This is a genomic window from Streptomyces sp. NPDC022552 (genome assembly GCF_055561875.1).
This window is the reverse complement of the sequence record NZ_JBVHGJ010000009.1, coordinates 120,493-145,041: the sequence shown is the minus strand read 5'-3', so window position 1 is coordinate 145,041 and position 24,549 is coordinate 120,493. Positions and strand designations below refer to the sequence as shown.

Below are 24,549 nucleotides of genomic sequence, written 5' to 3'. Positions count from 1 at the left end.
TGCATGGACGGTATTTAGCGCAGAAACGAGCATGGAGGCTAGGACAAAACGGAACCGCCCTCGGACTTCGCGGAGAAGTCCGAGGGCGGTTGGCCGAAAGCGAGTTGTACGGAGGCCGGGCTACAGGGCCACACCGAGGAGCGCGTCGACGGCACGGGAGACGAGGCCGGGCGCGGACTCGTCCGTACCGCCCTCGGCGTTCTGCCCCTCGGCCCACCGGTCGACCGCGGCGAGCGCCGTCGGCGTGTCGAGGTCGTCGGCGAGCGCCTCGCGGACCTCCTCGACCAACGCGTCGGCGGACGGCCCGTCGGGGCGGGAGACGGCCGCGCGCCAGCGGTCCAGACGCGCCACGGCGTCCTGGAGCACCTGGTCGGTCCACTCCCAGTCGGCGCGGTAGTGGTGCGAGAGGAGCGAGAGCCGGATGGCGGCCGGGTCGACGCCCTGGCGGCGGAGCGCGGAGACGAAGACCAGGTTGCCCTTGGACTTGGACATCTTCTCGCCGTGCAGGGCGACCATGCCGGCGTGCACGTACGCCTTGGCCATGGGGAACTCGCCCGTCAGCGCCTGGGCGTGGGACGCGCCCATCTCGTGGTGCGGGAAGATCAGGTCGGAGCCACCGCCCTGGACGTCGAAGCCCATGCCGAGGTGGTCGAGGGCGATGGCGACGCACTCGATGTGCCAGCCGGGGCGCCCGGGGCCGAGGCTGCCGCCGTCCCAGCTCGGCTCGCCCTCGCGGGCGGCCATCCAGAGCATCGGGTCGAGCGGGTTCTTCTTGCCCGCGCGGTCCGGGTCGCCACCGCGCTCGGCGGAGAGATGGCGCATCAGCTCGGTGTCGTAGTTCGACACCTGGCCGAAGTGCGGGTCCGCCTCGACGGAGAAGTAGATGTCGCCATCGAGTTCGTAGGCGGCGCCGGAGTCCCGCAGCCGCTCGACGAGCGGCACGATGCCCGGTATGGCCTCGACCGCGCCGATGTAGTGCTGCGGCGGCAGCATCCGCAGGGCGGTCATGTCCTCGCGGAAGAGGGCCGTCTCACGCTCGGCGAGGCCGACCCAGTCGACGCCGTCCCGGATCGCCCGCTCCAGGAGGGGGTCGTCGACGTCGGTCACGTTCTGGACGTAGTGAACCTGCCGCTTGGTGTCGAGCCACACGCGCTGAACGAGGTCGAACGCGTTGTAGGTCGCCGCGTGACCCATGTGGGTCGCGTCGTACGGCGTGATGCCGCAGACGTAGATACGGGCGACGGGGCCGGGGGCGAGGGTCACTCGTCCGCCGGTCGCGGTGTCGTGGATCCGGAGGTCGCGGCCCTTGCCGGGAAGGGCGGGGACCTCAGAAGCGGGCCAGGCATGCATGACCTGAGCGTAACCGGACACCTGTTCCGGATACGAACCGGATCCGGGATCTTGGCCGACAAGGCGCTCTTGCAGCTCGCGGCCGTTCGTGCATACCCCCTGGGGGTCCGCGCCCCCGAACCCGGGTTGGCCGGATCCGATCGGTCAGACCGGGGGCCACGGGATCGCCGGCCACTGCCCGGAGGGTTCCGGGTGGCGGCCGGTGGTGCGCAGCGTGGTGACCCGGTGGCGCAGGGCGTCGACCTCGGCGGCCGTGAGCAGTTCGGCCAGCCGGGTGGCGAGCGCCGTCCCGGGGGCCAGGGACCCGTCGAGCCGCGCCAGGACCTCGGCGGCCTCGGCGGGCAGCTCCTCGCCCGCCCAGCCCCACAGCAGGGTGCGCAGCTTGTCGTCCACGTGGAAGGTCACCCCGTGGTCGATGCCGTAGAGGCGCCCGTCCGGCGCGGGCAGCAGGTGCCCGCCCTTGCGGTCGCCGTTGTTGATGACGGCGTCCAGGACGGCGAGCCGGCGCAGCTCGGGACTGTCGGCGTGGACGAGGAGCGCGGTGCGGTCCTCGCCCACCTGGGCGGGCCCGACGGCCTTCCAGCCCTCGCCGGCCTCCTCGTCCTCGGTGAGGGCGAGCAGGCTCGCCCCGGGGTCGGCCTCGATCCACAGCTGGACCATGCCCTCGCCGTACGGACCGTCCCGGAGCACCGTGGGCGGTACGAGCCCCCAGCCGGTGGCCTCGGAGAGCTCGTAGGCGGCGACCTCGCGCTGGGCGAGGGTGCCGTCGGGGAAGTCCCAGAGCGGCTGCTCGCCCGCGACGGGCTTGTAGACGCAGTCGGCTTCGACGCCGTCGTGGCCGACGGAGCAGACGAGCACGGCGTTGGACGCCTCGCGGACCTGGCCGCGTACGGTCAGCTCGCCCTTGGTGAGCAGGTCGACGACCGCCCGGTTGTCGGGACCGCTCATGCTCCGCGTCGGTATCCGTTCTGGCGCGGGCAGACATGCCCCTCGGGGTCGAGCGGCAGGCTGCACAGCGGGCACGGCGGGCGGCCGGCGTTGACCACGTCGAGGGCGCGCTTGGCGAAGGCCCTGGCCTGCGCGCCGGTGAGGCGGACGCGCAGCATCGGCGGCCCGTTCTCCTCGTCCTGGAGCAGCCGTTCCTCGGCGGCCGCCAGGTCCTCCTCGGACTCGGCGTCGAGTTCGACGAGGGCCTGCGCCTCGACGATCATGCGCTGCTCCTCGCCGTCCCAGGCGAGCGCCATGGTGCCGACCCGGAACTCCTCCTCGACGGGGACGTCGAGGGGGGCGGTGTCGGCGATGTCGGCCGGGGCCATGGCCGGGACGGGGGCGTTGCCGCCGGTGCGGCGCACGACCTCGTCGAGGAGTTCGTCGATGCGTTCGGCGAGCGCGGCGACCTGGGTCTTCTCCAGGGCCACGCTGGTGACCCGGCCTGCCGCGGACGCCTGCAGGAAGAACGTACGGCGGCCAGGCAGCCCGACCGTACCGGCCACGAAACGCTCCGGTGGGTCGTAGAGGAACACCTGACGGGACACGTCCCTGACTCCCTTGCGTCTCGGCGGTGATGAAGGCCCGCGCTACGGCGGCCCGTCCACCCTACTGCGCGGATGGATCACGGTGCGCCCGCACCGCCCCCGACCTCGGCGGCCCCACCCTGGTCGCCGCTCTCCCGGGGGGCGAGGGCGGCGAAGTCGCCGGTGTCGCCGAGCCGTACGAGGAAGGGACGCAGCCGCGTGTAGCGGATGACGGTGACGGAGCAGGGGTCGACGTGGATGCGCTGGAAGAGGTCGAGGTGGAGCCCGAGGGCGTCGGCGACGATCGACTTGATGATGTCGCCGTGCGAGCACATCGCGTAGACGGCGTCCTCGCCGTGCTCGGCCTCCACGCGCGCGTTCCAGTCCCGTACGGCGTCGACGGCCCGTGCCTGCATGGCGCGCATCGACTCGCCGCCGGGGAAGGCCGCGGCGGACGCGTGGGCCTGGACGACCTCCATGAGGGGCTCGTCGGCCAGTTCGGCGAGCTTGCGGCCGGACCAGTCCCCGTAGTCGCACTCGCTGATCCGCTCCTCGGTGTGCAGCGGCAGCCCGGGCCGGGCGTCGAGGAGCGGCCGCAGGGTCTCGCGGCAGCGCTGCAGAGGGCTGGTGACGACCGCCGCGAGCGGCACCCCGGCCAGTCGGCCGGGCAGCGCGGCGGCCTGAGCCGTCCCGCGCTCGTCGAGGGCGACCCCGGGCAGCCGCCCGGCGAGGACACCCGAGGTGTTGGCGGTGGAGCGTCCGTGCCGGACGAGAATCAGCGTGGCCATGGCGGCAAGAGTAGGCGGCCGCACGCGCGGGCGGGGTGTCCGCGGGTGTGGAAAGGCGCGGAGCGGGGAGAATACGGCGCGTGATCGTGGACTCTGCCATCTACCGGGACGGGCGCCGCACCGCGGGGCCCGCGGACCTGTCCGATGCTCTGGCGGAGGCGCGGGCGACCGGGGACGCGTTCCTCTGGGTCGGTCTCTACGAGCCCACGGAGGCGGAGTTCGACCATGTCTCGGACGAGTTCGCGCTGCATCCGCTGGCCGTCGAGGACGCGCTGAAGGCCCATCAGCGCCCCAAGCTGGAGATCTACGACGACTCCCTGTTCGTGGTCCTCAAACCCGTGGTGTACGAGCCGAAGAGCGACCGGGTCTCCACGGACGAGCTGATGCTGTTCGTGGGCGATTCGTTCGTGGTGACGGTCCGGCACGGCGAAGGGGCGCCGCTGGCGGCGGTGCGCCGCCGTCTGGAGGCCGAGCCCGAGGTTCTGAAGCACGGCCCGACGGCCGTGCTGTACGCCGTCAGCGACGCGGTCGTGGACCACTACATCGACGTGGCCGGTGAGCTGCAGATCGACCTGGAGGAGCTGGAGGCGGACGTGTTCGCGCCGGTGGGCCGCCATGGGGCGAGCACGGCGGAGCGGATCTACACGGCCAAGCGGCAGGTGCTGGAGTTCCGGCGGGCCAGCGTTCCGCTCTCGGGGCCGGTGGCCCGGCTTGCGGCCGGCGAAGTGCCGTTCGTGCACGAGCACGCGCGGCCGTTCTTCCGGGACGTCGCCGACCATCTGATCCGCGCCAACGAGCAGGTGGAGGGCCTGGACCGGCTGCTCTCGGACGTGCTGTCGGCGCATCTGGCCCAGATGGGCGTGCGGCAGAACGACGACGTACGGAAGATCTCGGCCTGGGCGGCCATGGCCGCGGTCCCCACGATGGTGGCGGGGATCTACGGCATGAACTTCGAGCACATGCCGGAGCTCTCGTGGACGTGGGCGTATCCGGCCGTGATCCTGCTGATGGCCGGCATCGAGATCGGTCTGTACCGGCTGTTCAAGCGCCGCGGCTGGATGTAGCCGCGGCGCCACGGGCCCGGTGGCGCCCGACGGTTCCGCCGGTGCTTCAGAACGCGGGGGCGGGCGTCATGGGGCCGCCCAGAGCGTCGCGCCGCTCGGGCATCGCCAGGCCGACCATGTTGTGCCAGCCGGCGGCCCGTTCCCACGCGTACATGGCGTGGATCCCGCCGGCCAGCACGGCCGACTTGGCCTTGGGCCAGCCGAGGATGCGGCCCATGTGGCCCATCACGGCGAGGCTGACGTCGCGGTAGACCTGGATCTCGCTGAGCGCGGACTCGCGCAGGGTGCGCTGGATGAGCCGGCCGTGTCCGGCGTACGCGAGGCCGAGGAGTTCCTCGTGGCAGTACGCCAGGTGGTTCGCCTCGTCGTTGTCGATCATGTGGATGGCCTTGCCCAGCTCGGGGTGGTCCCCGAAGTAGGTGACCAGCATGTCCATCTGGTCCGCGGCGCGCTGCTCGGTGACCCGGCTGTGCGAGAGGTAGACGATGATGTCCTCCTCGCTCAGCGGCTCGTCCCGGCGGAGCTTGTCGTGGGCGAGGCCGATCCCGCGCTTCTCGAGAAGCATCGTGTAGTCGGTGTCGGGCGGCACCGGCACGGGATCGAGTCCGCGCTTCTTCAGGAGCGCGTTGAAGATCCGGCCGTGCTTCTCCTCGTCGGCCCCGTGCCGGGTGATCTTGGGCGCGAGATCGCGCATCGCCGGCGGGACGAGGGCCGCGATCCGCCCGTTCTCCCAGCCGCCCTGGGCCTCGCCGCTGGCGGCGATGGAACAGAAGAGCTGGAAGGACTCGTCGTTGTCGATGATTTCCTGGAACAGGCCCTTGGCCGTGAGCATGGCTCCACCTCCCTGCGGGCGTCCGCACGCCGCACGTCCGCAGAGAACGAGTCAAATGCGGTACGGGCCTCCCAGCAACAGGAGCGGCGGGCCGTTCGACTGAAAGATGGAGCGTTCCGCTCGTAACCGCGCGCCGTGTGACGCGTTGAGCAGCATGACGGCCGTGGCGGGGAAGACCCCCGAGCCCCCACCACGGCCGCAGACCTTCAGGTTCCGGAAGGCGCGACCTAGGCCAGGCCCGCCCGCTCCAGGGCCTCGGTGCCCGCCCGCAGCGCCGCCACCCGCTCGTCGAGGGTGAAGCCGGCCGGGGCGATGGTCAGGGTCGTGACACCGGCCTCGGCGTAGGCCTTCATCCGGTCGGCGATCCGCTCGACGGAGCCGAGCAGCGTGGTCTGGTCGATCAGCTGCCGCGGTACGGCGGCGGCGGCGCCGGCCTTGTCCCCGGACAGGTACTTGTCCTGGATCTCGGCGGCCTGCTTCTCGTAGCCCATGCGCTGGGCGAGCTGGTTGTAGAAGTTCTGCTTGCGGCTGCCCATGCCGCCGACGTACAGCGCGGTGTACGGGCGGAAGATGTCGGCGAGGGCGTCGATGTCGTCGCCGAGGGCGAGGGGCAGGGTGGGGTGGACGTCGAACCCCTCCATGGTCAGCCCGGCCTTCTCGCGGCCCGCGCGGAGCGGGCGGAGCGCGGTCTCCTCGAGGTGCTCGGCGGAGGGGAAGATCAGCAGCGCGCCGTCGGCGATCTCGCCGGTCTGCTCCAGGTTCTTCGGGCCGATCGCCGCGATGTAGAGCGGGATGTGCTCGCGCTCGGGGTGGACGGTGAGCTTGATGGGCTTGCCCGGGCCGTCCGGCAGCGGGAGCGTCCAGTGCTCGCCCTCGTACGTGAGCCGCTCGCGGGACATGGCCCTGCGGACGATCTCGACGTACTCACGGGTGCGGGCGAGGGGCTTGTCGAACTTGACGCCGTACCAGCCCTCGGAGACCTGCGGCCCCGAGACGCCGAGGCCGAGGCGGAAGCGGCCGCCGGAGAGCGAGTCGAGGGTGGCGGCGGTCATCGCCGTCATCGCGGGCTGACGGGCCGGGATCTGCATGATCGCGGAGCCGATGTCGATCCGCTCGGTCTTGGCGGCCACCCAGGAGAGCACGGTGGGCGCGTCGGAGCCGTAGGCCTCGGCGGCCCAGCAGACGTCGTATCCGAGGCGGTCCGCCTCCTGGGCGACGGCGAGGTTGTCGCCGTCCATTCCGGCGCCCCAGTAGCCGAGGTTGATGCCGAGCCTCATGACCACACCCTCTTTACCGATCAGTAACGTCCCTTGCGCCGGACTCTAGCGCGAGGGGGAGGGATCCGTCAGGGGGAGGTTGTCCACAGGCTCTCTCCGCGTGGGGTCTTGGCCAGTAATCTCGCGTCCCATGGAGCAGAGGCATCTCGGACGTACGGGCCTGCGCGTGTCCCGGCTCGGACTCGGCACCCTCACCTGGGGCCGCGACACCGACGAGCACGACGCCGCCGACCAGTTGAAGGCGTTCTGGGACGCGGGCGGCACGCTGGTCGACACCGCGGACGTGTACGGCGGGGGCGAGGCCGAGTACATGCTCGGGCAGCTCATGGAACGGCTGGTGCCACGGCGGGATCTGGTCATCTCCACCAAGGCGGGCAGCGTGCCCGACCCGGACCGGCGGATGGACGGCTCCCGCGGCCATCTGCTGGCGGCGCTCGACGCCTCCCTGTCGCGACTGGGAACGGACCACGTGGATCTGTGGCAGCTGCACGCCTTCGATCCGTACACCCCGCTGGAGGAGTCCCTCCAGGCGCTGGACATCGCCGTGAGCAGCGGCCGCGCGCGGTACGTGGGGGTGTCGAACTTCTGCGGGTGGCAGCTGGCGAAGGCGGGGACCTGGCAGCTCGGGGCGACGGGAGCGGGGCGGACCCGTCTTGCGGCGACGCAGATGGAGTACTCGCTGTTGCAGCGGGGCGTCGAGCGGGAGGTGCTGCCCGCGGCCCTGGACCTGGGGATAGGTCTGCTGCCGTCCTCACCGCTGGGGCGCGGGGTGCTGACGGGCAAGTACCGCGACGGCACGCCCACCGACTCCCGGGGCGGCTCGGAGACCATGGCGCCCTTCGTGGAGCCGTATCTGGACGAGGCGGCGAGCCGGATCGTCGACGCGGTCACCACGGCGGCGGACGGCCTGGCGACGACGCCGCTCCAGGTGGCGCTCGCCTGGGTCCGCGACCGGCCCGGGGTGACCGCCCCGATCATCGGTGCGCGCAACGCGCAGCAGCTCACGGCCGCGTTGTCAGTGGAGAGCCTTAGTCTTCCTGACGAGATCTGCCGGGCTCTCGACGATGTGTCGGCGCCCGTGCACCGTTATCCGGATCAGGACTGGAGCACCTTGTGACCGAGCCTTCGCGGGAGACCCCTCCCGAGGCCACCGAGCCCGTGCCGGGCGAGGCCGACGAGGCCGCGACCGAGCGCACCCCGGAGGGCGTGGCGGAGCGCGTCGGGGAAGGCCCGGAGGTGGGCGCCGAGGCGGTTGAGGCCGGCGACACGAGCCCCGTGGCCGACGCGAGTCCTGCCGACGCCGCGAGTTCTGCCGACGCCGCGAGTCCTGCCGACGACGGGGCGACGAAGGCCGACGGGGAGACGAAGGCCGCGGAGGTGTCCGAGGCGCAGGCCGAGCTGGCCGCGCAGCGTGAGTTGCGGGCCAGGATCGAGCAGCGCAAGGCCGAGAAGGAGGCGCCGGTCGAGGCGGGCGGGAAGCTCAGCGGCACGGCGGCCGATCTGCTCGCGGCGGTACGGGCGGTGGAGAGCGGTACGAAGCCGGGCACCGCGTTCTTCGAGGCGCCCGAGCCCGCGCCCCGGCCCCTCGCGCCCGCGCCGACGCCCCCGCCCGCGCCCGCACCGGCCGCGGCGGCGCGCACGGCGGCCCCGGAGCGGACGGCGGCACCCGAGACGCTCGAGGCCGTGCGGGAGGTCCTCGCGCGCGGTGGGGCGCCGGAGTCGCTGACCGCCCAGGTCGCCGCCGCCCTGGGCGAGGGCGCCGCCGAGGCGCTGCGCGAGGACCCCTGGCTCCTCCTCTCGGTGCCCGGGGTGCAGCCCGAGCACGCCGACGGCTTCGCGCGGGCCCTGCTGGGTGCGGAGTGCGGCCCTGACGACCCCCGGCGGGCGGTCGCCCTGGTGGCCTGGCTGCTCGAGCGGGCCGCGCTGAAGGGGCACACGGCCCTGGAGGACGGCGCCGTGCGGGCCGGGCTCGCCAAGCTGTCCGTGCCCAACCCGGACGAGGCGCTCCGCCAGGCGGTCTCCGAGGGCGCGGTGCTGGTGTTCCAGGACGAGGAGCCCGCGCCGGAGGAGGCCGAGGACGAGGACGACGAGACCGCCGCCGCCGAGGCCGGTGAGGACCTCGACGCACCCGACGTGCCGGTCCTGCTGGGGCTCGACCGGTACGCCCTCGCCGAGGAGAGCCTGGCCGACGGCCTGGCACGGCTGGTCAAGACCGCCTCCGCGGAGGTCTGGGAGGGGCCCGAACTGGTCCGCGCCGCCGGCGCGCACGGCCTGGTCCTGCACACCGGCGGCGAGGCGGCCCGCCGCGAGCCGGTCGCGCTGGCCGAGGCCGCCCGTGAGCGGGGCCTGCGGGTCGCCGTGGCCGTGCACAGCGAGAACGGGGTCCGCCGACTCGGCGCGGAGGCGCTGACGGTCGCCGCCCTGCTGTCCGGAGCCGCCGGACCCGGCCGGGACGCGGAGGGCGCCTTCGCCCTGGACCTGCTGATCGTCCTGGACGCCCCGCAGCTGGACGTCGAGAGCGCCGCGATGCTCGTGGAGTCCCTGCCCGACGGCTGCCGTCTGGTGCTCGGCGGCGACCCCGGGGTCCTCGGCTCCGCGGGCGCGGGCCGGGTGTTCGGCGATGTCCTCGCGGCCCGGGTGTGCCCCCAGATCGCCTCCCGGGTCCCCGACCCCGGCCCGATCGGCGAGCTGGTCTCGGGCATCGGCATCGGTGAGCTGAACCAGGTGGAGGCCCCCGGCAAGGAGGTCGTGATCGTCCCGGTCCGGGACGCGGGCGAGGCCGTCCACCGCACGGTCCAGCTCGTCGCCGACTCGATTCCCCGCGCGATCGGTGTGCCCACCGAGCAGACCCAGGTGATCACGGTCGGCCATGGCGGCTCGGCGGGCACCCGCGCGCTGAACACGGCGCTCAAGCAGCGGCTCAACCCCGGCCCCGGCCGCTTCGGCGGCTTCGACCCGGGCGACCGTGTGGCGTACGTACCGGCCCCGGGGCGGACGGTGACCGGGACGGTCGTCTCGGCCGATGCCGAGGGCCTGCGCCTGGAGTGCGAGGACGAGGAGCTCGTCGTACCGAAGGAACGGGTGGAGTCCGCGCTGCGGCACGGCTGGGCGCTCTCGGCGCACCAGGCGGCCGGGATGCGGTGGCCGGCGGCGGTCGTGGTGCTGCCGGGCGACGCGGCCCAGGGGCTGAGCCGGCCCTGGGTGTACACGGCCTTCGGTCGTGGGGAGCGCCATCTGTCGGTCGTCCACGGCGTGGACCAGGCGCTGCCCCGCGCGGTGTCCGAGGGGATGCCCCAGGAGCGTACGACCCGGCTGGGGCCGCTCCTGGAGGCCCTTCTGGCGGCCGCGGAGGACTGACCGGCCCCCACAGGGGCCGGTACGCGGAGGGCGGGGCACCGAGTGGCGCCCCGCCCTCCGCCGTACCGGCACTTCGCCGTACCGGCCGTACGTCGTACCGCTCAGCCGTACCGGCTCTTCGCCGCCCCGGTCAGGCGTCCTGCTCCTCCAGGTCGTCGTCCAGCTCGTCGTCGAAGACCGCGCTGACGTCGAAGCGGCAGACGATCCGCTCCGGATCGGCCTGCTCGAAGGGAGCGTTCAGCCACTCCCCCGGCTCCGGCAGCTCCTCCGCGGCCGAGACCCAGAGCGTGGAGTCGCCCTCCTCCAGACCGAACTCCTTGTGGCGTGAGGCGATTTCGTCCGGTTCGTACTCGCCGAAGAGCACGCCGAGCGCCGCGTGCGTACTGACACCGACGGCGGGAACCCCGTCCGAACCCTCCTCGTCGCTCTCCAGATCGGCGATGCGCTGGGCCTGGGCGAGCAGCCGCTTCGGCTCCGCCACGGCGTAGTCGCGGCGGATCAGCACGCTGAGGGCGTGCGGCTCCTCCGGCCCGGCGTAGGGCGGCAGCGAGTCGTCGGCGGCCGGGATCTCGAAGGGGGTGACCTCGTCGTACCGGTCGTAGAGCCGCTCGTCGTACGCCTCGGCCGCCGCGGCGAGGGCGTTGAAGGCTTCGTAGACGGCCGGGTCGTCGTCCCCCGAACGACGTTCGACCGCCTCCAGGTGACGGTCCAGTGCGGCTTTGACCGCCTCGGCGGCGGCACGTACCTCGGCAGCGGTGGGCTGCGCAGCATCAGACATGGGACGCACGCTATCCGTAGCGGGCCGGTGCCCGCACAATAGATGCGATGCCGGAATACGAATTTGTCGACGTGTACGTGCCGCGCGGCGTCTCCCGCAAGGAGGCCACGCGGCTTCTGACCGACCATGCCGAGTACGGGCACTGGGAGTTGGACCGCCTGACCCTGCACCGGGACGGCAGCCGCAGGGTGCGGCTGCGCCGGCGCATCATCCGTCAGGTCCGCGCCACCTGGTGACATGACATGGGGCCCCGCGATGCGGGGCCCCTGCGCGTCTCCCGGCCGATCCGGCCGATCTAGGCGGACTGGCGGGTGCGGCGGTAGAGCACCGCGCCGGCGAGCAGCAGACCGGCGCCGGCCGGGACGATCACACCGAGCGGACCGGAACCGGTCTGCGCCAGCTCCTCGGTCGCACCGGGCTGCGTGATCGTGTGCGTACCAGGCGTGTTCGGCCCGGCGGGCGTCCCCGGCCCCTCGGAGTCACCGGGGTTGCCAGGGGTGCCGGGCGTACCCGGGTTGCCGGGGTTACCGGGGTTACCCGGATTGCCAGGGTTCCCAGGGTTACCCGGATTGCCAGGGTTACCGGGGTTACCCGGATTGCCAGGGTTACCGGGGTTACCCGGATTGCCAGGGTTCCCAGGGTTACCCGGATTCCCGGGGTTACCCGGGTTGCCGGGGTGCGTCGGCTCGATGCCGTTGGCGCACTCGTTGCCGAACGCCGGGTTGATGGCGCCGATGACCGAGACGCTGTTCCCGCAGGCGTTGACCGGGACGTGGACCGGCACCTGGACGGTGTTGCCGGACGCGACGCCCGGGGAATTGCGGGTGCCGCCCTCGGCCGACGAGCCGCGGTGCTTGCCCGGCTTGGAGACGTTGGCGCACTTGTTGCCGAACGCCGGATTGAGCAACCCGACCACGTTGACGGTGTTTCCGCAGACGTTCACCGGCGCGTGCACCGGGACCTGGACGGAATTACCGGACGCGACGCCCGGGGAATTCGAAGCGGTGCCGTTCGCGCCCGAATCGGCATTCGCATAACCACCACCGAGGGCGAGTACGCCGCCCGCGGCCGCAACGGTGATCAGGCCCTTGCGCGTGACCTGTCGCATAGCTTGTTCCCTGCCTTCTCGGCTTCTGCCTTCTGGCTTCAGAAGAGGGCCACCGGGCACGACGCCCGGGGCGGAAATGGCCACCGGCCCCGGAGTGCATGGCACGCACTCCGGGGCCGGACTGGCTCAGACCCTCACGGGTCGAGGCACAACGTCAGGCGTTGATGCAGGTGTTGCCGAAGGTGGGGTTCAGCAGCCCGATCACGGAGACCGTGTTGCCGCACACGTTCACGGGGACGTGAACCGGCACCTGGACGACGTTGCCCGAGAGCACGCCGGGGGAACCGATGGCGGCACCCTGGGCACCCGAGTCGGCAACGGCCATGCCCGCACCCGCGAGAACGAGACCGCCGGTGGCAGCCGCAGCAGCGACGACCTTCTTGATCATTATTCCTCCTTGTTGGCAATGCGATCCCAGCCGCGGACCGCACCACCTGTAACGAGGGGGAAGTATTGGGGCTACGAGCGTATGAGTGCATTCACTCGTTCCGGTCACATGCGTACGTGCGGCCGAATACCCGAAGAGCCCGCTCAGGAAGCGTCGATGAACCGGTCGAGAACGCGGACGCCGAACTTCAGCCCGTCCACCGGAACCCGCTCGTCCACGCCGTGGAACATCCCGGCGAAGTCCAGCTCGGGCGGCAGCTGGAGCGGCGCGAAGCCGAAGCAACGGATGCCGAGGTCGTCGAAGGACTTGGCGTCGGTGCCGCCGGAGAGCATGTACGGCACCGCCCGGGCGATCGGGTCCTCGGCGCGCAGGGCGAGCTGCATCGCGTCGACCAGGGCCCCGTCGAAGCTGGTCTCCAGGGCCTTGTCCCCGTGCACGTCCTCGCGCTTGACCCGCGGGCCGAGGATCCGGTCCAGGTCGGCCAGGAACTCGTCCTCGTAACCGGGCAGGAACCGTCCGTCGACGTGCGCCGTGGCCTGTCCGGGGATGACGTTGACCTTGTAGCCGGCGCCGAGCATGGTCGGGGCGGCGGAGTTGCGCAGGGTCGCGCCGACCATCTTGGCGATACCGCCCAGCTTGGCGAGCGTCGCCTCCATGTCCTCGGGGTCGAGCGGGGTGCCCAGCGCGTCCGAGAGCTCGTCCAGGAAGGACCGCACGGTCTTGGTGACCCTCACCGGCCACTGGTGGCGGCCGAGGCGGCCGACGGCCTCGCAGAGCTCGGTGATGGCGTTGTCGTTGTTGGTCATCGACCCGTGCCCGGCGGTGCCGTCGACGGTCAGCCGCATCCAGTGCATGCCCTTCTGGGCCGTCTCGACCAGGTAGAGCCGCAGGTTCTCGTTGACGGTGAAGGAGAAGCCGCCGACCTCTCCGATCGCCTCCGTCACGCCGTCGAAGAGGTCACGGTGGTGGTCGACCAGGTGCCGGGCGCCGTAGGTGCCACCCGCCTCCTCGTCGGCGAGGAACGCCAGGACGATGTCGCGCGGGGGCTTGCGGCCGCCGCGCATCCGGTCCCGTACGACCGCGAGGGTCATCGCGTCCATGTCCTTCATGTCGACCGCGCCCCGGCCCCAGACACAGCCGTCGGCGACCTCGCCGGAGAAGGGGTGGTGGGTCCAGTCCTCGGCGTTGGCCGGCACCACGTCGGTGTGGCCGTGGATGAGCAGGGCCGGCCGGGAGGGGTCCTCGCCCTCGATACGGGCGACGGTGGAGGCCCGCCCCTTGTGCGACTCGATGATCTTCGGCTCGAGACCGACCTCGGCGAGCTTCTCGGCGACGTACTCCGCCGCCGCCCGCTCGCCCGGGCCGGAGTGGTCGCCGTAGTTGCTGGTGTCGATGCGGATGAGGTCACGACAGAGGTCGACGACCTCGTCCTCGCCGGTGACGCTCCGGGCCGTGTTCGACTCGCTCACGCTGCTTCCTCCCACTACGTGCCCCACGTGCTTGCTGGTGGTCGCCCCCATCCTCGCGCGCCCGGCCCCCGGGACCCAAGGGCGCCCGTCGGCCGACATGCGTCTGTCACACGGTTCGGCCCCGACCAGGGGTGGTGATCGACCACCTCCAATGTTTGCTATGGTTTTCCACGTCGGAACGGCCGAGCGGCCGGAAAGACAGACACCTTGTCCGGGTGGCGGAATGGCAGACGCGCTAGCTTGAGGTGCTAGTGCCCTTTATCGGGCGTGGGGGTTCAAGTCCCCCCTCGGACACCAACGAAGGACCCCACATCACGTGGGGTCCTTCTGCGTATGAACCACATGTCGGCTTCTTGCCGATACCGATAACCTTCCCCTCGCATGCGCACGGCGACGTTGGGGGGACAGCCACCATGCCCATCAGACCGCAGTACCGGCGGGTATCGGCTCTGCAGCGGGAGTTCTTCAACAGAGAAGGCATCCTCGCCGCCTACGACGAGGAACTGCAGGGCATCGACGACGGCCCCCGGATCCTCAACGTGGTCGGCGTCGGCGGTATCGGCAAGTCACGCCTTCTCCAGGAGTTACGCAACCGCACCCCGGACGACTTCCGCACCGCCTGCCTCGACCTGCAGCTGCCGGCCATGCGACAGCAGGAGGACGCGCTCGCGGTGCTCCGGATGGAGTTCGGGGCCCAGGGAGTCCAGTTCGACCGCTTCGACATCGCCTACGCGGTGCTGTGGCAGCGCGTCCATCCGCAACTGCAGCTGAACCCGAAGAACACTCCGTTCGCCGAGGAGAGCGAGATCCTCTCGAGGATCCTCGACGACGCCATGGGCATCCCCGTCTTCGGAACGGCGGCCGGGCTGGTACGGCTGACCGGGCGGGCGATCAAGAACCGCCAGCGCCGGCAGCGGATCGAAACCGACCCCACGCTGCACGAGCTCGACAGCCTCAGCACCGCGGAACTCGGGCACGCGGTCTCCTACCTCTTCGCCGAGGACCTGAGGGCGGCGGAGCAGCCCTACGTCGTGTACGTGGACGCCTACGAGGCGCTCGTACCGGCCCCTCTGCCCCGTGGCCGGAGTTTCGGGTCGGACTCCTGGCTGCGCGACGTGCTGGGCCAGCTGCAGGGCGGGCTCACCGTTCTGGCCAGTCGCGAGCCGCTGCGGTGGGCGGCGTACGACCGGGACTGGGAGTCGGTGATCCGCCGGGCGGACGTGGACGGACTGCCCATGTCCGCCCGGCTCGATCTGCTCTCCCAGGCCGGGATCACCGAGATCCCCCGGCAGCGGTCCATCGCAGAGGCCAGTGCGGGCGTCCCGTTCTACCTCCACCTCGCGGTCGATACTCATCTGCAGAACCCGGCCCGGCTGGAGCACGCGGGGACCTCGGAGGAGATCGTCCAGCGATTTCTGCAGCACGTGGCTCCGGACGAGGTGCGGATCCTGGAGCTGCTCAGCGTGGCCCGGACCTTCGATTTCGGTGTGTTCCAAGCTGTCGGGCGGGCCTTCGACCTCCCAGCCAACCTGCTGACGTGGGAGTCGCTCACCGCGTACTCCTTCGCCTACCCCCTGCCCGACGGCTGGCACCGACTCCACCAGTTGATGATCGGGGCGCTGCGCCGGCACCTCTCGCAGTCCGTCCAGCGCAGTGTCCACAGCACGCTGAGGTCCCACTGGGAGAGCCTGGCGGAGCGCATGGAGCAGGGACAGCTTCGTACCTCCGGCATGTCCCGGCTGTCGCCCCTGCGCGAGGCGGTGTTCCACGGGCTGCACGCCGCCGACATCTCACCGGAGCAGATCCAGCGCCACGCCGACCGGGCGGTCGCCCTCAGCGGCAGACAGGCCGCGGACGGCATGGTGAAGGACCTGCGCGACCACCTCGCGTCGCTGGAGGCGAGTCCTTCCGCCGGGGCGGACCAGGAGGCGGTCTCCGAGCTGCGGGACGCGGCGGTCTGTCTGGAGGCTGAGGCGATGCTCGAGCGCGGCGACGCGGCGGCGGCGATCGACCTCACGCCGCACCTGGAGCGACCCGTGACCTCGCTCGTCTCGGCGCGGCTCGCTCTGGCGGGTGCCAACGCTCGACGGATCGCGGGGGAGAGCGACCGTGCCGCGGCGATCTTCGAACGTGTGTGGGCGGAGCACGGGGGCGCGGCGCGGCCGGCGGCCGGGTACTGCGTCGCCGACATCCGTATGTGGCAGGGCGACTTCGCGGGGGCCTTCTCCCTTGCGGAGGAGGTGCACGGCATCTCGGCGCCGGAGGACGGGGTGATCCGGGGCGACCTCAAGCGGTTGATGCATCTCGGCCATCGCTTCCTGATGGACTTCGACAGCTCGGCGCGGCTGCTGGTCGAGGCCGAGGAGGAGTACCGCGCCGCGAACGCGGTCGTGGGCATGGCCAATGTCCGCACCAACCGGGCCGAGCTGTTCGCCTTCACCGACCCGACGGCGGCCGTCGACGAGGCCTCGGCCGCCCTGGAGGTGCAACGGGACCTGGGCGCCCAGCATGAGCTCGGCAAGGCGTACACCGCTATGGCCATGGCCCAGACCCGGCTGGGCCAGTACGACCGGGCGGCATCCTCGTTCCTGAACGCCAACGAGGCGCTCGACCGTGCGGGCTACCGCTCGGGACGGGCCCGGGCCGACATGTTCCGTGCGTTCCTGACACTGCGGCAGGGCGACCGGCAGGCGACGCGCGACCTGCTCATGCAGGCGTCGGCGGAGTTCCTGGCCTGCCAGGTCTACCCTTCGCTGATCCTCGCGATCCACCGTGCGGCCGAGCGCATCGGGCTGAGCGAACCGGAGCTGAGCGCGGCGGCGGACCGGGCAAGCCCCGCCGTACGGCCGCTCGGCTCCCTGGACGCCCTGCAACGCCGTACGGACTCCGTGCTGTCGATGTTCCTCGAGGGGGACGCGTGAACTGGTTGGAGCTGTACGGGCAGGCGCTGGATTCGGGCGAGTCGGCCGCGGGCTACTACAACCGCAACGTGGGTGTTCGCACGCCGGACGGAAGGGTCAACGTCCGCATCCCACTGGCGGCGGCCGACACGATGGACGTACGGCTGTGGGACGAGGAGGACGTACTTGCGTGCATCGGGCCGTATGTCGGCCACGCCCCGGAGTTGCGCCATGTCTCCCGGGATCCCCGTTTCCAGGTGCACCACTTCATCGAGGGGCGGGTGCTCGACAGCTTCTCTCCACGCGGCAGTGCCGTCCCCTCACATGTGATCGACGATGTCATCGGTGTGATGGACCAGTTGACGCGCATTCCGGTCGAGAAGGCGCCCTCGCTGCCCGCCGAGTGGCCGGAGTCCGGCGACAGTGCCGGTTTCGGACGACTGCTCGCCCGGCTGACGCAGCGGGTCTACGACACCCACCGCGACGAGTACGCGGACGTGTTCGCGGACTTCGGCATCCCGGCCGAGCCGCTCGCGGTCGTCGAACCGCTCTGGGACGGACTGGTCTCACGCCCCTTCGCCGTCCTCCACGCCGACCTGCACCGCAAGAACATGATCGTCTCGGACGGGCTGACCTGGTTCCTCGACTGGGAACTGGCTCTGTGGGGCGATCCCCTGTACGAGATCGGCATCCACTTCCACAAGATGGACTATCCGGCCCAGCAACAGGCCGAGGCCTTCCGAAAGTGGCGGGCCAGGCTTCCCCTGCAGGCAACGGCCGGGCCGGTGGCCGACCTCGACCTGTACCTGGCACATGAGCGGATCAAGTCGGCGATCGTGGACACCGTCCGCTACTCGAAGCAGCTGGTCGGGGCCGACCAGTCACTGCGGGAGTTCCTGACCGGCCGTCTGGCGCGCAAACTCAACGTTGCCCGTGCGGTCTGGGGGGCGGACGCCGGTATGACGCCGGAAAGGGTCGTACGGACCCTGGCTGCCTGGGTAGACAGATAGGCATGGACGCCACAGCGCTGTACGCAGAGGCACGCACGCGCGAGGACGCGCTCGCCGGGTTCTACAACCGCAATGTGCGGATGGAGGCGGACTCCGGGCCGGTTCTGGTACGGATACCCGGTCCCCGCGCCGAGCCGATGGACCTCACGCTCTGGTCCGAGCCGGCCGTGCTCCGGGCGATCCATCCCTACGTCTCCCTGGCACCGCGGCTGTTGCACGCGGACGAGCAGCGCCGCTTCCAGATCCACGAGTTCGTCGAGGGCCGCCGGGTCGACGAGTTGGCGCAGGACGGCAAACCGCTACCCGACGCGGTCCTCGACGGTGTCGAGCGGCTCTTCCACGAGATGCACCGCGTGCCCTTCACCGCTCTGCCCGCGGTGCCTGCCGACTGGCCCGCCGACGGGGACACCGCAGCGTTCGCCGGTCGGCTCCTGGCCCTCGTCCGTGATATTCGCGGACGCGCGGACGCGGTGCTCGAAGGCCTCTACGGGGCGTTGGGCGTCCCGTCGGACCCGTGCGGGGCCCTGGCCGAGCGCGCGGGCAGGGAGCTCACCGAGCGTCCGTTCCGCCTGCTGCACGCGGACATCCACCGTAAGAACATGATCCTCACCGAGCAGGCCCGGGTGACCTTCCTCGACTGGGAGCTCGCACTGTGGGGGGACCCCGTGTACGACCTGGCGGATCACCTGCACAAGACGTCGTACACGGCAGTGGACCGACAGCGGATCGTCGCGGGCTGGGAGCGGGTCGCGCCCCCCGAGTGCCGCCGGGACTGGCACGCGGGTCTGGCCTTCTATCGCTCGTACGAGGAGATGAAGTCCGCGGTGGTGGACACGGTCCGGTGGGGCCGCCGCATCACCGAGGCCCGGACGGCGGGTGAGCGCCGGAGGCTGGCCGAGGAACTCCGGGCGAAGCTGGTCACGGCCAGCCCGCACTGGGGCGGTGGCCCTCCGCCCTCGGCGGGCCGGATCGAGGACGCCGCCCTGACCTGGCTCGGCTCCACGGGCGACTGACCGGCGAGACGCCGGGTCGTGGCCGGTGACGGCTCGTCTACCGTGGGAACGGTGAGACGAAGATCGAAGACGCCCGCCGCGCCGCTTCCGCAGCGGGACGGGATCGATCCTGTGCGGGTGCGGCTGCCCGAGGATCCTGATGCGGGGTGGGCGACCGTCGGGGACTACCTACGGGCACGGTACGGAGGTGCCGTCGGGGACGGGCGCGTCGAGGAGATGCTGCGCGACGGGCGGTTCGTCGGGGTGGCCGGGCCGGTCGCGGACGACGAACCGTACGTCGCCGGGCTGCGTCTGTGGTTCCACCGGGACTTCCCCGCCGAGGAGCGGGTCCCCTTCGAGCTGGGGATCGTGCACCGGGACGAGCGGATCGTGGTCGTCGACAAGCCGCACTTCCTGGCGACGATGCCGCGCGGACGCCATGTGACCGAGACGGCACTCGCACGGCTCCGCCGGGAGCTGGGGATGCCGGAGCTCCAGCCCGCGCACCGGCTCGACCGCCTGACGGCCGGCCTGGTGCTCTTCGTCGTGCGGCCCGGCGACCGGGGCGCGTACCAGACGCTGTTCCGGGACCGGCTGGTCGGCAAGGAGTACGAGGCGGTGGCGGCGTACGAGCCAGGGATCGCGCTGCCGGTGACCGTACGGAGCCGGATCGTGAAGGAGCGCGGGGTGATCGCCGCCCGCGAGGAGCCGGGTGAGCCGAACAGCGAGAGCCGGATCGAGCTGGTCGAGCGGCGCGGCGGGCTCGGGCGGTACCGGCTGCTCCCGGCGACCGGGCGGACCCATCAGCTGCGGGTGCACATGAACAGCCTGGGGCTGCCGATCCTGAACGATCCGGTCTATCCCGTGGTCCGCGAGGACGGGCCGGAGGACTACGCGCGCCCGCTCCAGCTGCTCGCGCGGACGCTGGAGTTCACCGATCCGCTGACCGGCGTCCCGATGAGGTTCGAGAGCGGACTTCGGCTCGACGGGCTGGACGGGCCCGACACGCTGGACTGAGGCGTTCCCGGACCGGACGACAAGCACGAGACCCCCGCAGGCTGCCGCCTGCGAGGGTCTCGGCACCCGTGGGGGGCCGTCAGTCCTGGTTCGCCGCGGCGGTCGCGCGGACGCGCCCACGGACCAGGAACCAGCCGCCGACGAGCAGGAGCGCAATCAGCGGGAGGCAGTTCACGGTGGTGCGGCTGATCCCGCCGTCCATCCACATCAGGACGAGGACGGAGCCGAGGAAGACCAGCGTGACGATCTGGGTGTAGGGGGCCCAGGGCAGCCGGTAGCCGGGGCGGGTGACCCGGCCTTCCTTGGAGCGGTTCACGAACAGCAGCGAGCAGACCATGATCATGGCCCAGGTGCCGATGATGCCGATGGAGGCGAAGTTCAGCACGAGCTCGAAGGCCTCGCCCGGCATGAGGTAGTTCAGGCCGACGCCGAGGACACCGAAGGCGGCGGTCAGCAGGATGCCGCCGTAGGGCACGCCGCCCTTGTTCATGACGCCGGTGAACTTGGGCGCGGAGCCGGACAGCGACATGGAGCGCAGGATCCGGCCGGTCGAGTAGAGGCCCGAGTTCAGGCTGGAGAGCGCGGCGGTGAGGACGACCAGGTTCATCACGCCGGCGGCGCCGGGGACGCCCAGCTTGTCGAAGACCGTGACGAAGGGGCTCTGGTCGCCGGAGTACGCGGTGTACGGCAGGAGCAGCGCGAGGAGGACCACGGAGCCGACGTAGAAGAGGCCCACGCGCCACATGATCGAGTTGATCGCCTTCGGCATGATCTTCTCGGGGTTCTCGGTCTCGCCGGCGGCGACGCCGCACAGCTCGACGGAGGCGTACGCGAAGACGACACCCTGGATCAGCAGCAGCATCGGCATGACACCGCTGGGGAAGATGCCGCCGTTGTCGGTGATGGTGGAGAAGCCCGGGGTGTGGCCGCCGACGTCGTGCGACGTCACGATCAGGAAGATGCCGATCAGCATGAAGGCGACGAGCGCGCCGACCTTGATGATCGCGAACCAGAACTCCATCTCGCCGAAGTACTTCACGGAGATGAGGTTGGCGGCGAGGACGACCGCGAGGGCGATCAGGGCGAGGATCCACTGCGGGACGTCGCTGAACATGGCCCAGAAGTGGGCGTAGGTCGCGGCTGCCGTGATGTCGGCGATGGCGGTGGTCGACCAGTTGAGGAAGTAGAGCCAGCCGGCCGTGTAGGCGCCCTTCTCGCCCATGAACTCACGGGCGTAGGAGACGAACGCGCCGGAGGAGGGGCGGTAGAGGACCAGCTCGCCGAGGGCCCGCACCACGAAGAAGGCGAAGACGCCGCAGACCGCGTACGCGATGAAGAGGGACGGTCCGGCGTTGGCCATGCGGCCACCGGCGCCGAGGAAGAGGCCGGTGCCGATCGCGCCGCCGATGGCGATCATGTTGATGTGACGGGACTTGAGGTCCTTGCGGTACCCGGCGTCGCCGGCGTCTACGTGGGGGGACGTCCCGGATGCCGTCGCCGGTGGCGTGGCGGACAGCGTGTCGGCCGCAGGGAGGGTGCGGTCACTCATGGAGTTGTTCGCCTTCGTGAGGGGAGGGTCTGTGCGGTACCCGGCCGCGCGCGTGGAGGTAGTCCACGGCTCTCACGGCCAGCGCACATCGTCACGGCAAGGCGGGATTTCAGCAGTGGCCAATGTCACTGAACGCCCTTATTTGAGCTACTTCTGAGGTTCCTCCATGGCGAATGCCTTGGATCGGCAGGATTTACGGTGCGAGAACATCCAGTTCCCTGAGCGCACCGACCGCGATCTGCCGGGTCAGCTCCTCGGCGCGGACCGCGTCCCGCTCCCGTACCGCCTCGGCGACCTGGACGTGGAGGGTGACGGCGGCCGGGTCGGGGTCCTCGAACATCACCTGGTGGTGCGTGCGGCCGGTGAGCACCTCGGCGACGACGTCGCCGAGCCGGGCGAACATCTCGTTGCCGGAGGCGTTCAGGACGACCCGGTGGAAGGCGATGTCGTGGACGAGGTACGCCTCCAGCTGCCGGCCGCGCGAGGTGGCGACCATGCCGAGCGCCTGCTCGGTCAGCTCGCGGCACTGCTCGGGGGTGGCGTGCACGGCGGCGAGTCCGGCGGCGACGGGTTCGACGGCGGAGCGGAGGACGGTGAGCGAGCGCAGCTGGCGCGGGCGGTCGGCGCCGGCCAGGCGCCAGCGGATGACCTGGGGGTCGTACACGTTCCACTGGGCGGTCGGCAGGACGATCACGCCGACGCGGCGGCGGGACGCGACCAGGTGCATGGACTCCAGGACGCGGACGACCTCGCGGACGACGGTGCGGGAGACGTCGAAGCGCTGGGCGAGTTCGTCGGTGCGCAGGACGCTGCCGGGCGGGTACTCCCCCGCGGTGATCGCGAGACCCAGGGTGGCGAGCACGTGCGGATGGAGCCCCTGGGCCGGTGTCGTCATGGGGGTCAGCCTACGCGTGGACCAAGATCGGAAACTAAAAGTATGACTTTAATGTCACAGACTCTTGAATACGTCGTACCCAATGGGTTTCATGAGCGCGACGGAATCGATGTCGACGTGGACAGCGAGGCACACCCCCATGAGCACCACCTCCCCGACGGTCCCCCCGGTCGTCGTCGTGATGGGCGTCGCCGGCACCGGCAAGACGACCATCGGTCCGCTGGTCGCGGACGCCCTCGGCATCCCCTATGCCGAGGGCGACGACTTCCACCCGGCGGCGAACGTCGCCAAGATGTCGGCCGGCACCCCGCTGGACGACGCGGACCGCGGACCCTGGCTCGACGCCATCGGGCAGTGGGCGCACGGCCGGGAAGGGCTCGGCGGGGTGGTGAGCAGCTCCGCGCTGAAGCGGATCTACCGGGACCGGCTGCGGGCTGCCGCCCCGGGCGTGGTCTTCCTCCATCTGACCGGCGACCGTGAGCTGATCGAGCGGCGGATGAGGGAGCGCAAGGGGCACTTCATGCCGACGGCGCTGCTCGATTCGCAGTTCGCCACGCTGCAGCCGCTGGGGGACGACGAGGCCGGTGTGGCCGTCGACGTCTCCGGCTCCCCCGAGGAGATCGCCGCACGGGCGGTCGCCGCGCTGCGCGAACTCGCCGGCTGATCTCCGTACGCCGGCCGTAGCCCTGTCCCCGCCGTATCCCCGCGGCACCATGCCGTACCCCCGCCGTACCCGCCGTCCTCCAGCCCGCTCGGAGCGCCGGACGGTCCCCCTCCCTGCCCCGTCCCCCTAAGGAACAACCGTGACCAGTCTCAGCGTCGAGGTGCTGGCAGCGGACGCCGTCGAGCCGATCACCTCGGCAGGCAACGCCCAGCTCGGCATCGCCGTGCTCGCGGGCATAGCCGTCATCGTCCTGCTCATCACCAAGTTCAAGCTGCACGCCTTCCTCGCCCTGACCATCGGGTCGCTGGCCCTCGGCGCCTTCGCCGGGGCGCCGCTCGCGGCGACCATCGACGCCTTCACCGCCGGCCTCGGCAAGACCGTCGCGGGGGTCGGCGTCCTGATCGCGCTCGGCGCGATCCTCGGCAAGCTGCTCGCCGACTCCGGCGGCGCGGACCAGATCGTCGACACGATCCTCGCCAAGGCGAGCGGCCGGTCCATGCCCTGGGCGATGGTGCTGATCGCCTCCGTCATCGGTCTGCCGCTCTTCTTCGAGGTCGGCATCGTCCTGCTGATCCCGGTGGTCCTGCTCGTCGCCAAGCGCGGCAACTACTCGCTGATGCGGATCGGCATCCCGGCGCTCGCCGGTCTGTCGGTGATGCACGGGCTGATCCCGCCGCACCCCGGCCCGCTGGTCGCCATCGACGCGCTCGGCGCCAACCTCGGGGTCACGCTCGCCCTCGGCGTCCTGGTCGCCATCCCGACCGTGATCATCGCCGGTCCGGTCTTCTCCCGGTACGCGGCCCGCTGGGTCGACATCCCGGCCCCCGAGAACATGATCCCCGCCCGTCCGTCGGAGGATCTGGAGAAGCGCCCCGGCTTCGGTGCCACCGTCGCGACCGTCCTGCTGCCCGTCGTCCTGATGCTGGTCAAGGCGCTGGTCGACATCGTCGTCGGCAACCCCGACAACGCCGTGCAGAAGGTCACCGACGTCATCGGCTCGCCGCTGATCGCGCTTCTCGCGGCCGTGATCGTGGGTCTGTTCACGCTGGGCCGCGCGGCCGGCTTCACCAAGGAGCGGCTCTCCTCGACCGTCGAGAAGTCCCTCGCCCCGATCGCGGGCGTGCTGATGATCGTCGGTGCGGGCGGCGGCTTCAAGCAGACCCTGATCGACGTCGGCGTGGGCCAGATGATCCTGGACTTCTCCGAGAACTGGTCGATTCCGGCGCTGCTCCTCGCCTGGCTGATCGCCGTGGCCATCCGCCTCGCGACCGGCTCGGCCACGGTGGCGACGATCTCGGCGGCCGGGCTCGTGGCCCCGCTCGCCGAGGGCATGGGCACGAGCGAGACGGCGCTGCTCGTCCTCGCGATCGGCGCCGGTTCGCTCTTCTTCAGCCATGTGAACGACGCCGGGTTCTGGCTGGTCAAGGAGTACTTCGGGATGACCGTCGGCCAGACGATCAAGACCTGGTCGGTGATGGAGACGATCATCTCGGTCGTCGGCATCGTCTTCGTCCTGCTGCTGTCGCTGGTGTTGTAGCCAACGCGCGCCCCATCCCCCGCACTCGGACCGGGTCCGGACGCCTTCCGGGCGACCGGG

The 24,549-nt window shown here is 71.2% G+C and carries 22 protein-coding genes and 1 tRNA gene; 11 read left to right on the top strand and 12 right to left on the bottom strand.

The window, feature by feature from the left end:
• Positions 1–120: 120 nt before the first annotated feature.
• From mshC to ACZ3OF_RS23390, 4 genes are all read right to left on the bottom strand, one after another.
• Positions 121–1,350, bottom strand: coding sequence for a cysteine--1-D-myo-inosityl 2-amino-2-deoxy-alpha-D-glucopyranoside ligase (gene mshC, locus ACZ3OF_RS23405; protein ID WP_467306572.1), 1,230 nt, complete (start codon positions 1,348–1,350; stop codon positions 121–123).
• A gap of 144 nt (positions 1,351–1,494) precedes the next feature.
• On the bottom strand, positions 1,495–2,331 hold the full coding sequence (locus tag ACZ3OF_RS23400; RefSeq protein WP_467306717.1) for an SCO1664 family protein: 837 nt from the start codon (positions 2,329–2,331) through the stop codon (positions 1,495–1,497).
• The gene (locus ACZ3OF_RS23395) at positions 2,295–2,885 is read right to left on the bottom strand and encodes a DUF3090 domain-containing protein (protein WP_361601523.1); all 591 of its coding nucleotides are present in this window, start codon (positions 2,883–2,885) and stop codon (positions 2,295–2,297) included. The genes ACZ3OF_RS23400 and ACZ3OF_RS23395 overlap by 37 nt, the downstream gene beginning before the upstream one ends.
• Before the next feature lie 77 nt (positions 2,886–2,962).
• Positions 2,963–3,652 (bottom strand): histidine phosphatase family protein, encoded by a 690-nt coding sequence (locus ACZ3OF_RS23390; protein WP_361671089.1) that lies wholly within the window; start codon positions 3,650–3,652, stop codon positions 2,963–2,965.
• Positions 3,653–3,723: 71 nt separating this feature from the next.
• On the opposite strand from ACZ3OF_RS23390, the gene corA reads away from it, so the two are divergent.
• Complete coding sequence (corA, locus tag ACZ3OF_RS23385) at positions 3,724–4,716, top strand: magnesium/cobalt transporter CorA (RefSeq protein WP_361671421.1); 993 nt, start codon at positions 3,724–3,726, stop codon at positions 4,714–4,716.
• Between the two features lie 46 nt (positions 4,717–4,762).
• On the opposite strand, the gene ACZ3OF_RS23380 is transcribed toward corA, so the two are convergent.
• Both ACZ3OF_RS23380 and ACZ3OF_RS23375 read right to left on the bottom strand, forming a co-directional pair.
• A complete protein-coding gene (locus ACZ3OF_RS23380) occupies positions 4,763–5,548 on the bottom strand; it encodes a ferritin-like domain-containing protein (protein WP_361671092.1) in 786 nt (261 codons plus the stop codon).
• Between the two features lie 227 nt (positions 5,549–5,775).
• Entirely contained in the window at positions 5,776–6,825 is a 1,050-nt protein-coding gene (locus ACZ3OF_RS23375; protein ID WP_361439054.1) for an LLM class F420-dependent oxidoreductase, read from the bottom strand.
• A 130-nt stretch (positions 6,826–6,955) separates the two neighbouring features.
• Here ACZ3OF_RS23375 and ACZ3OF_RS23370 point away from each other — a divergent pair, with 130 nt between their 5' ends.
• A complete protein-coding gene (locus tag ACZ3OF_RS23370; protein WP_361671098.1) occupies positions 6,956–7,942 on the top strand; it encodes an aldo/keto reductase in 987 nt (328 codons plus the stop codon).
• Entirely contained in the window at positions 7,939–10,182 is a 2,244-nt protein-coding gene (locus ACZ3OF_RS23365; RefSeq protein ID WP_467306571.1) for a helix-hairpin-helix domain-containing protein, read from the top strand. The genes ACZ3OF_RS23370 and ACZ3OF_RS23365 overlap by 4 nt, the downstream gene beginning before the upstream one ends.
• Positions 10,183–10,312: 130 nt before the next feature.
• Here ACZ3OF_RS23365 and ACZ3OF_RS23360 read toward each other — a convergent pair whose 3' ends face one another.
• Complete coding sequence (locus ACZ3OF_RS23360) at positions 10,313–10,960, bottom strand: hypothetical protein (RefSeq protein ID WP_361601508.1); 648 nt, start codon at positions 10,958–10,960, stop codon at positions 10,313–10,315.
• A 47-nt stretch (positions 10,961–11,007) separates the two neighbouring features.
• On the opposite strand from ACZ3OF_RS23360, the gene ACZ3OF_RS23355 reads away from it, so the two are divergent.
• Positions 11,008–11,196, top strand: a complete 189-nt coding sequence (locus ACZ3OF_RS23355; RefSeq protein ID WP_100106356.1) for a DUF5703 family protein — start codon at positions 11,008–11,010, stop codon at positions 11,194–11,196.
• Between the two features lie 59 nt (positions 11,197–11,255).
• Here the strand turns inward: ACZ3OF_RS23355 and ACZ3OF_RS23350 are convergent, their stop codons facing one another.
• The 3 genes from ACZ3OF_RS23350 to ACZ3OF_RS23340 form a co-directional block, all read right to left on the bottom strand.
• Complete coding sequence (locus tag ACZ3OF_RS23350; protein WP_361671104.1) at positions 11,256–12,068, bottom strand: chaplin; 813 nt, start codon at positions 12,066–12,068, stop codon at positions 11,256–11,258.
• A 154-nt stretch (positions 12,069–12,222) separates the two neighbouring features.
• Positions 12,223–12,456, bottom strand: coding sequence for a chaplin ChpH (gene chpH / locus ACZ3OF_RS23345; protein ID WP_329122503.1), 234 nt, complete (start codon positions 12,454–12,456; stop codon positions 12,223–12,225).
• A gap of 143 nt (positions 12,457–12,599) precedes the next feature.
• Positions 12,600–13,925, bottom strand: coding sequence for a M20/M25/M40 family metallo-hydrolase (locus ACZ3OF_RS23340; protein WP_467306566.1), 1,326 nt, complete (start codon positions 13,923–13,925; stop codon positions 12,600–12,602).
• Positions 13,926–14,134: 209 nt separating this feature from the next.
• Between ACZ3OF_RS23340 and ACZ3OF_RS23335 the strand changes: the two genes are divergently transcribed.
• From ACZ3OF_RS23335 to ACZ3OF_RS23315, 5 genes are all read left to right on the top strand, one after another.
• A tRNA-Leu gene (locus tag ACZ3OF_RS23335) sits at positions 14,135–14,222 on the top strand.
• Between the two features lie 116 nt (positions 14,223–14,338).
• Positions 14,339–16,846, top strand: coding sequence for a hypothetical protein (locus ACZ3OF_RS23330; RefSeq protein WP_467306564.1), 2,508 nt, complete (start codon positions 14,339–14,341; stop codon positions 16,844–16,846).
• Complete coding sequence (locus ACZ3OF_RS23325) at positions 16,843–17,835, top strand: phosphotransferase family protein (RefSeq protein WP_361671112.1); 993 nt, start codon at positions 16,843–16,845, stop codon at positions 17,833–17,835. Before ACZ3OF_RS23330 ends, ACZ3OF_RS23325 begins: the two co-directional genes overlap by 4 nt.
• Positions 17,836–17,837: 2 nt before the next feature.
• Entirely contained in the window at positions 17,838–18,848 is a 1,011-nt protein-coding gene (locus ACZ3OF_RS23320; RefSeq protein ID WP_361671114.1) for a phosphotransferase family protein, read from the top strand.
• A gap of 51 nt (positions 18,849–18,899) precedes the next feature.
• A complete protein-coding gene (locus ACZ3OF_RS23315; RefSeq protein ID WP_361671117.1) occupies positions 18,900–19,844 on the top strand; it encodes an RluA family pseudouridine synthase in 945 nt (314 codons plus the stop codon).
• Between the two features lie 79 nt (positions 19,845–19,923).
• On the opposite strand, the gene ACZ3OF_RS23310 is transcribed toward ACZ3OF_RS23315, so the two are convergent.
• Both ACZ3OF_RS23310 and ACZ3OF_RS23305 read right to left on the bottom strand, forming a co-directional pair.
• Complete coding sequence (locus ACZ3OF_RS23310) at positions 19,924–21,393, bottom strand: amino acid permease (RefSeq protein ID WP_361671119.1); 1,470 nt, start codon at positions 21,391–21,393, stop codon at positions 19,924–19,926.
• A gap of 193 nt (positions 21,394–21,586) precedes the next feature.
• Entirely contained in the window at positions 21,587–22,288 is a 702-nt protein-coding gene (locus tag ACZ3OF_RS23305) for a FadR/GntR family transcriptional regulator (RefSeq protein ID WP_467306560.1), read from the bottom strand.
• Between the two features lie 139 nt (positions 22,289–22,427).
• On the opposite strand from ACZ3OF_RS23305, the gene ACZ3OF_RS23300 reads away from it, so the two are divergent.
• Positions 22,428–22,952: a gluconokinase gene (locus tag ACZ3OF_RS23300; protein WP_467306558.1), complete on the top strand. Its 525-nt coding sequence runs from the start codon at positions 22,428–22,430 to the stop codon at positions 22,950–22,952.
• 139 nt (positions 22,953–23,091) lie between these two features.
• Positions 23,092–24,489 carry a GntP family permease gene (locus ACZ3OF_RS23295; protein WP_361671125.1) on the top strand — a complete coding sequence of 466 codons (1,398 nt, stop codon included), beginning with the start codon at positions 23,092–23,094 and terminating at the stop codon, positions 24,487–24,489.
• The last annotated feature ends 60 nt before the right edge of the window (positions 24,490–24,549 follow it).

Coding starts and splice junctions, on each gene's coding strand:
- ACZ3OF_RS23300 (WP_467306558.1), top strand. CDS start 22,428: ATGAGCACCACCTCCCCGACGGTCCCCCCGGTCGTCGTCGTGATGGGC.
- ACZ3OF_RS23370 (WP_361671098.1), top strand. CDS start 6,956: ATGGAGCAGAGGCATCTCGGACGTACGGGCCTGCGCGTGTCCCGGCTC.
- ACZ3OF_RS23305 (WP_467306560.1), bottom strand. CDS start 22,288: ATGACGACACCGGCCCAGGGGCTCCATCCGCACGTGCTCGCCACCCTG.
- ACZ3OF_RS23350 (WP_361671104.1), bottom strand. CDS start 12,068: ATGCGACAGGTCACGCGCAAGGGCCTGATCACCGTTGCGGCCGCGGGC.
- ACZ3OF_RS23355 (WP_100106356.1), top strand. CDS start 11,008: ATGCCGGAATACGAATTTGTCGACGTGTACGTGCCGCGCGGCGTCTCC.
- chpH (WP_329122503.1), bottom strand. CDS start 12,456: ATGATCAAGAAGGTCGTCGCTGCTGCGGCTGCCACCGGCGGTCTCGTT.
- ACZ3OF_RS23380 (WP_361671092.1), bottom strand. CDS start 5,548: ATGCTCACGGCCAAGGGCCTGTTCCAGGAAATCATCGACAACGACGAG.
- ACZ3OF_RS23360 (WP_361601508.1), bottom strand. CDS start 10,960: ATGTCTGATGCTGCGCAGCCCACCGCTGCCGAGGTACGTGCCGCCGCC.
- mshC (WP_467306572.1), bottom strand. CDS start 1,350: ATGCATGCCTGGCCCGCTTCTGAGGTCCCCGCCCTTCCCGGCAAGGGC.
- ACZ3OF_RS23310 (WP_361671119.1), bottom strand. CDS start 21,393: ATGAGTGACCGCACCCTCCCTGCGGCCGACACGCTGTCCGCCACGCCA.
- ACZ3OF_RS23330 (WP_467306564.1), top strand. CDS start 14,339: ATGCCCATCAGACCGCAGTACCGGCGGGTATCGGCTCTGCAGCGGGAG.
- ACZ3OF_RS23375 (WP_361439054.1), bottom strand. CDS start 6,825: ATGAGGCTCGGCATCAACCTCGGCTACTGGGGCGCCGGAATGGACGGC.
- ACZ3OF_RS23390 (WP_361671089.1), bottom strand. CDS start 3,652: ATGGCCACGCTGATTCTCGTCCGGCACGGACGCTCCACCGCCAACACC.
- ACZ3OF_RS23320 (WP_361671114.1), top strand. CDS start 17,838: ATGGACGCCACAGCGCTGTACGCAGAGGCACGCACGCGCGAGGACGCG.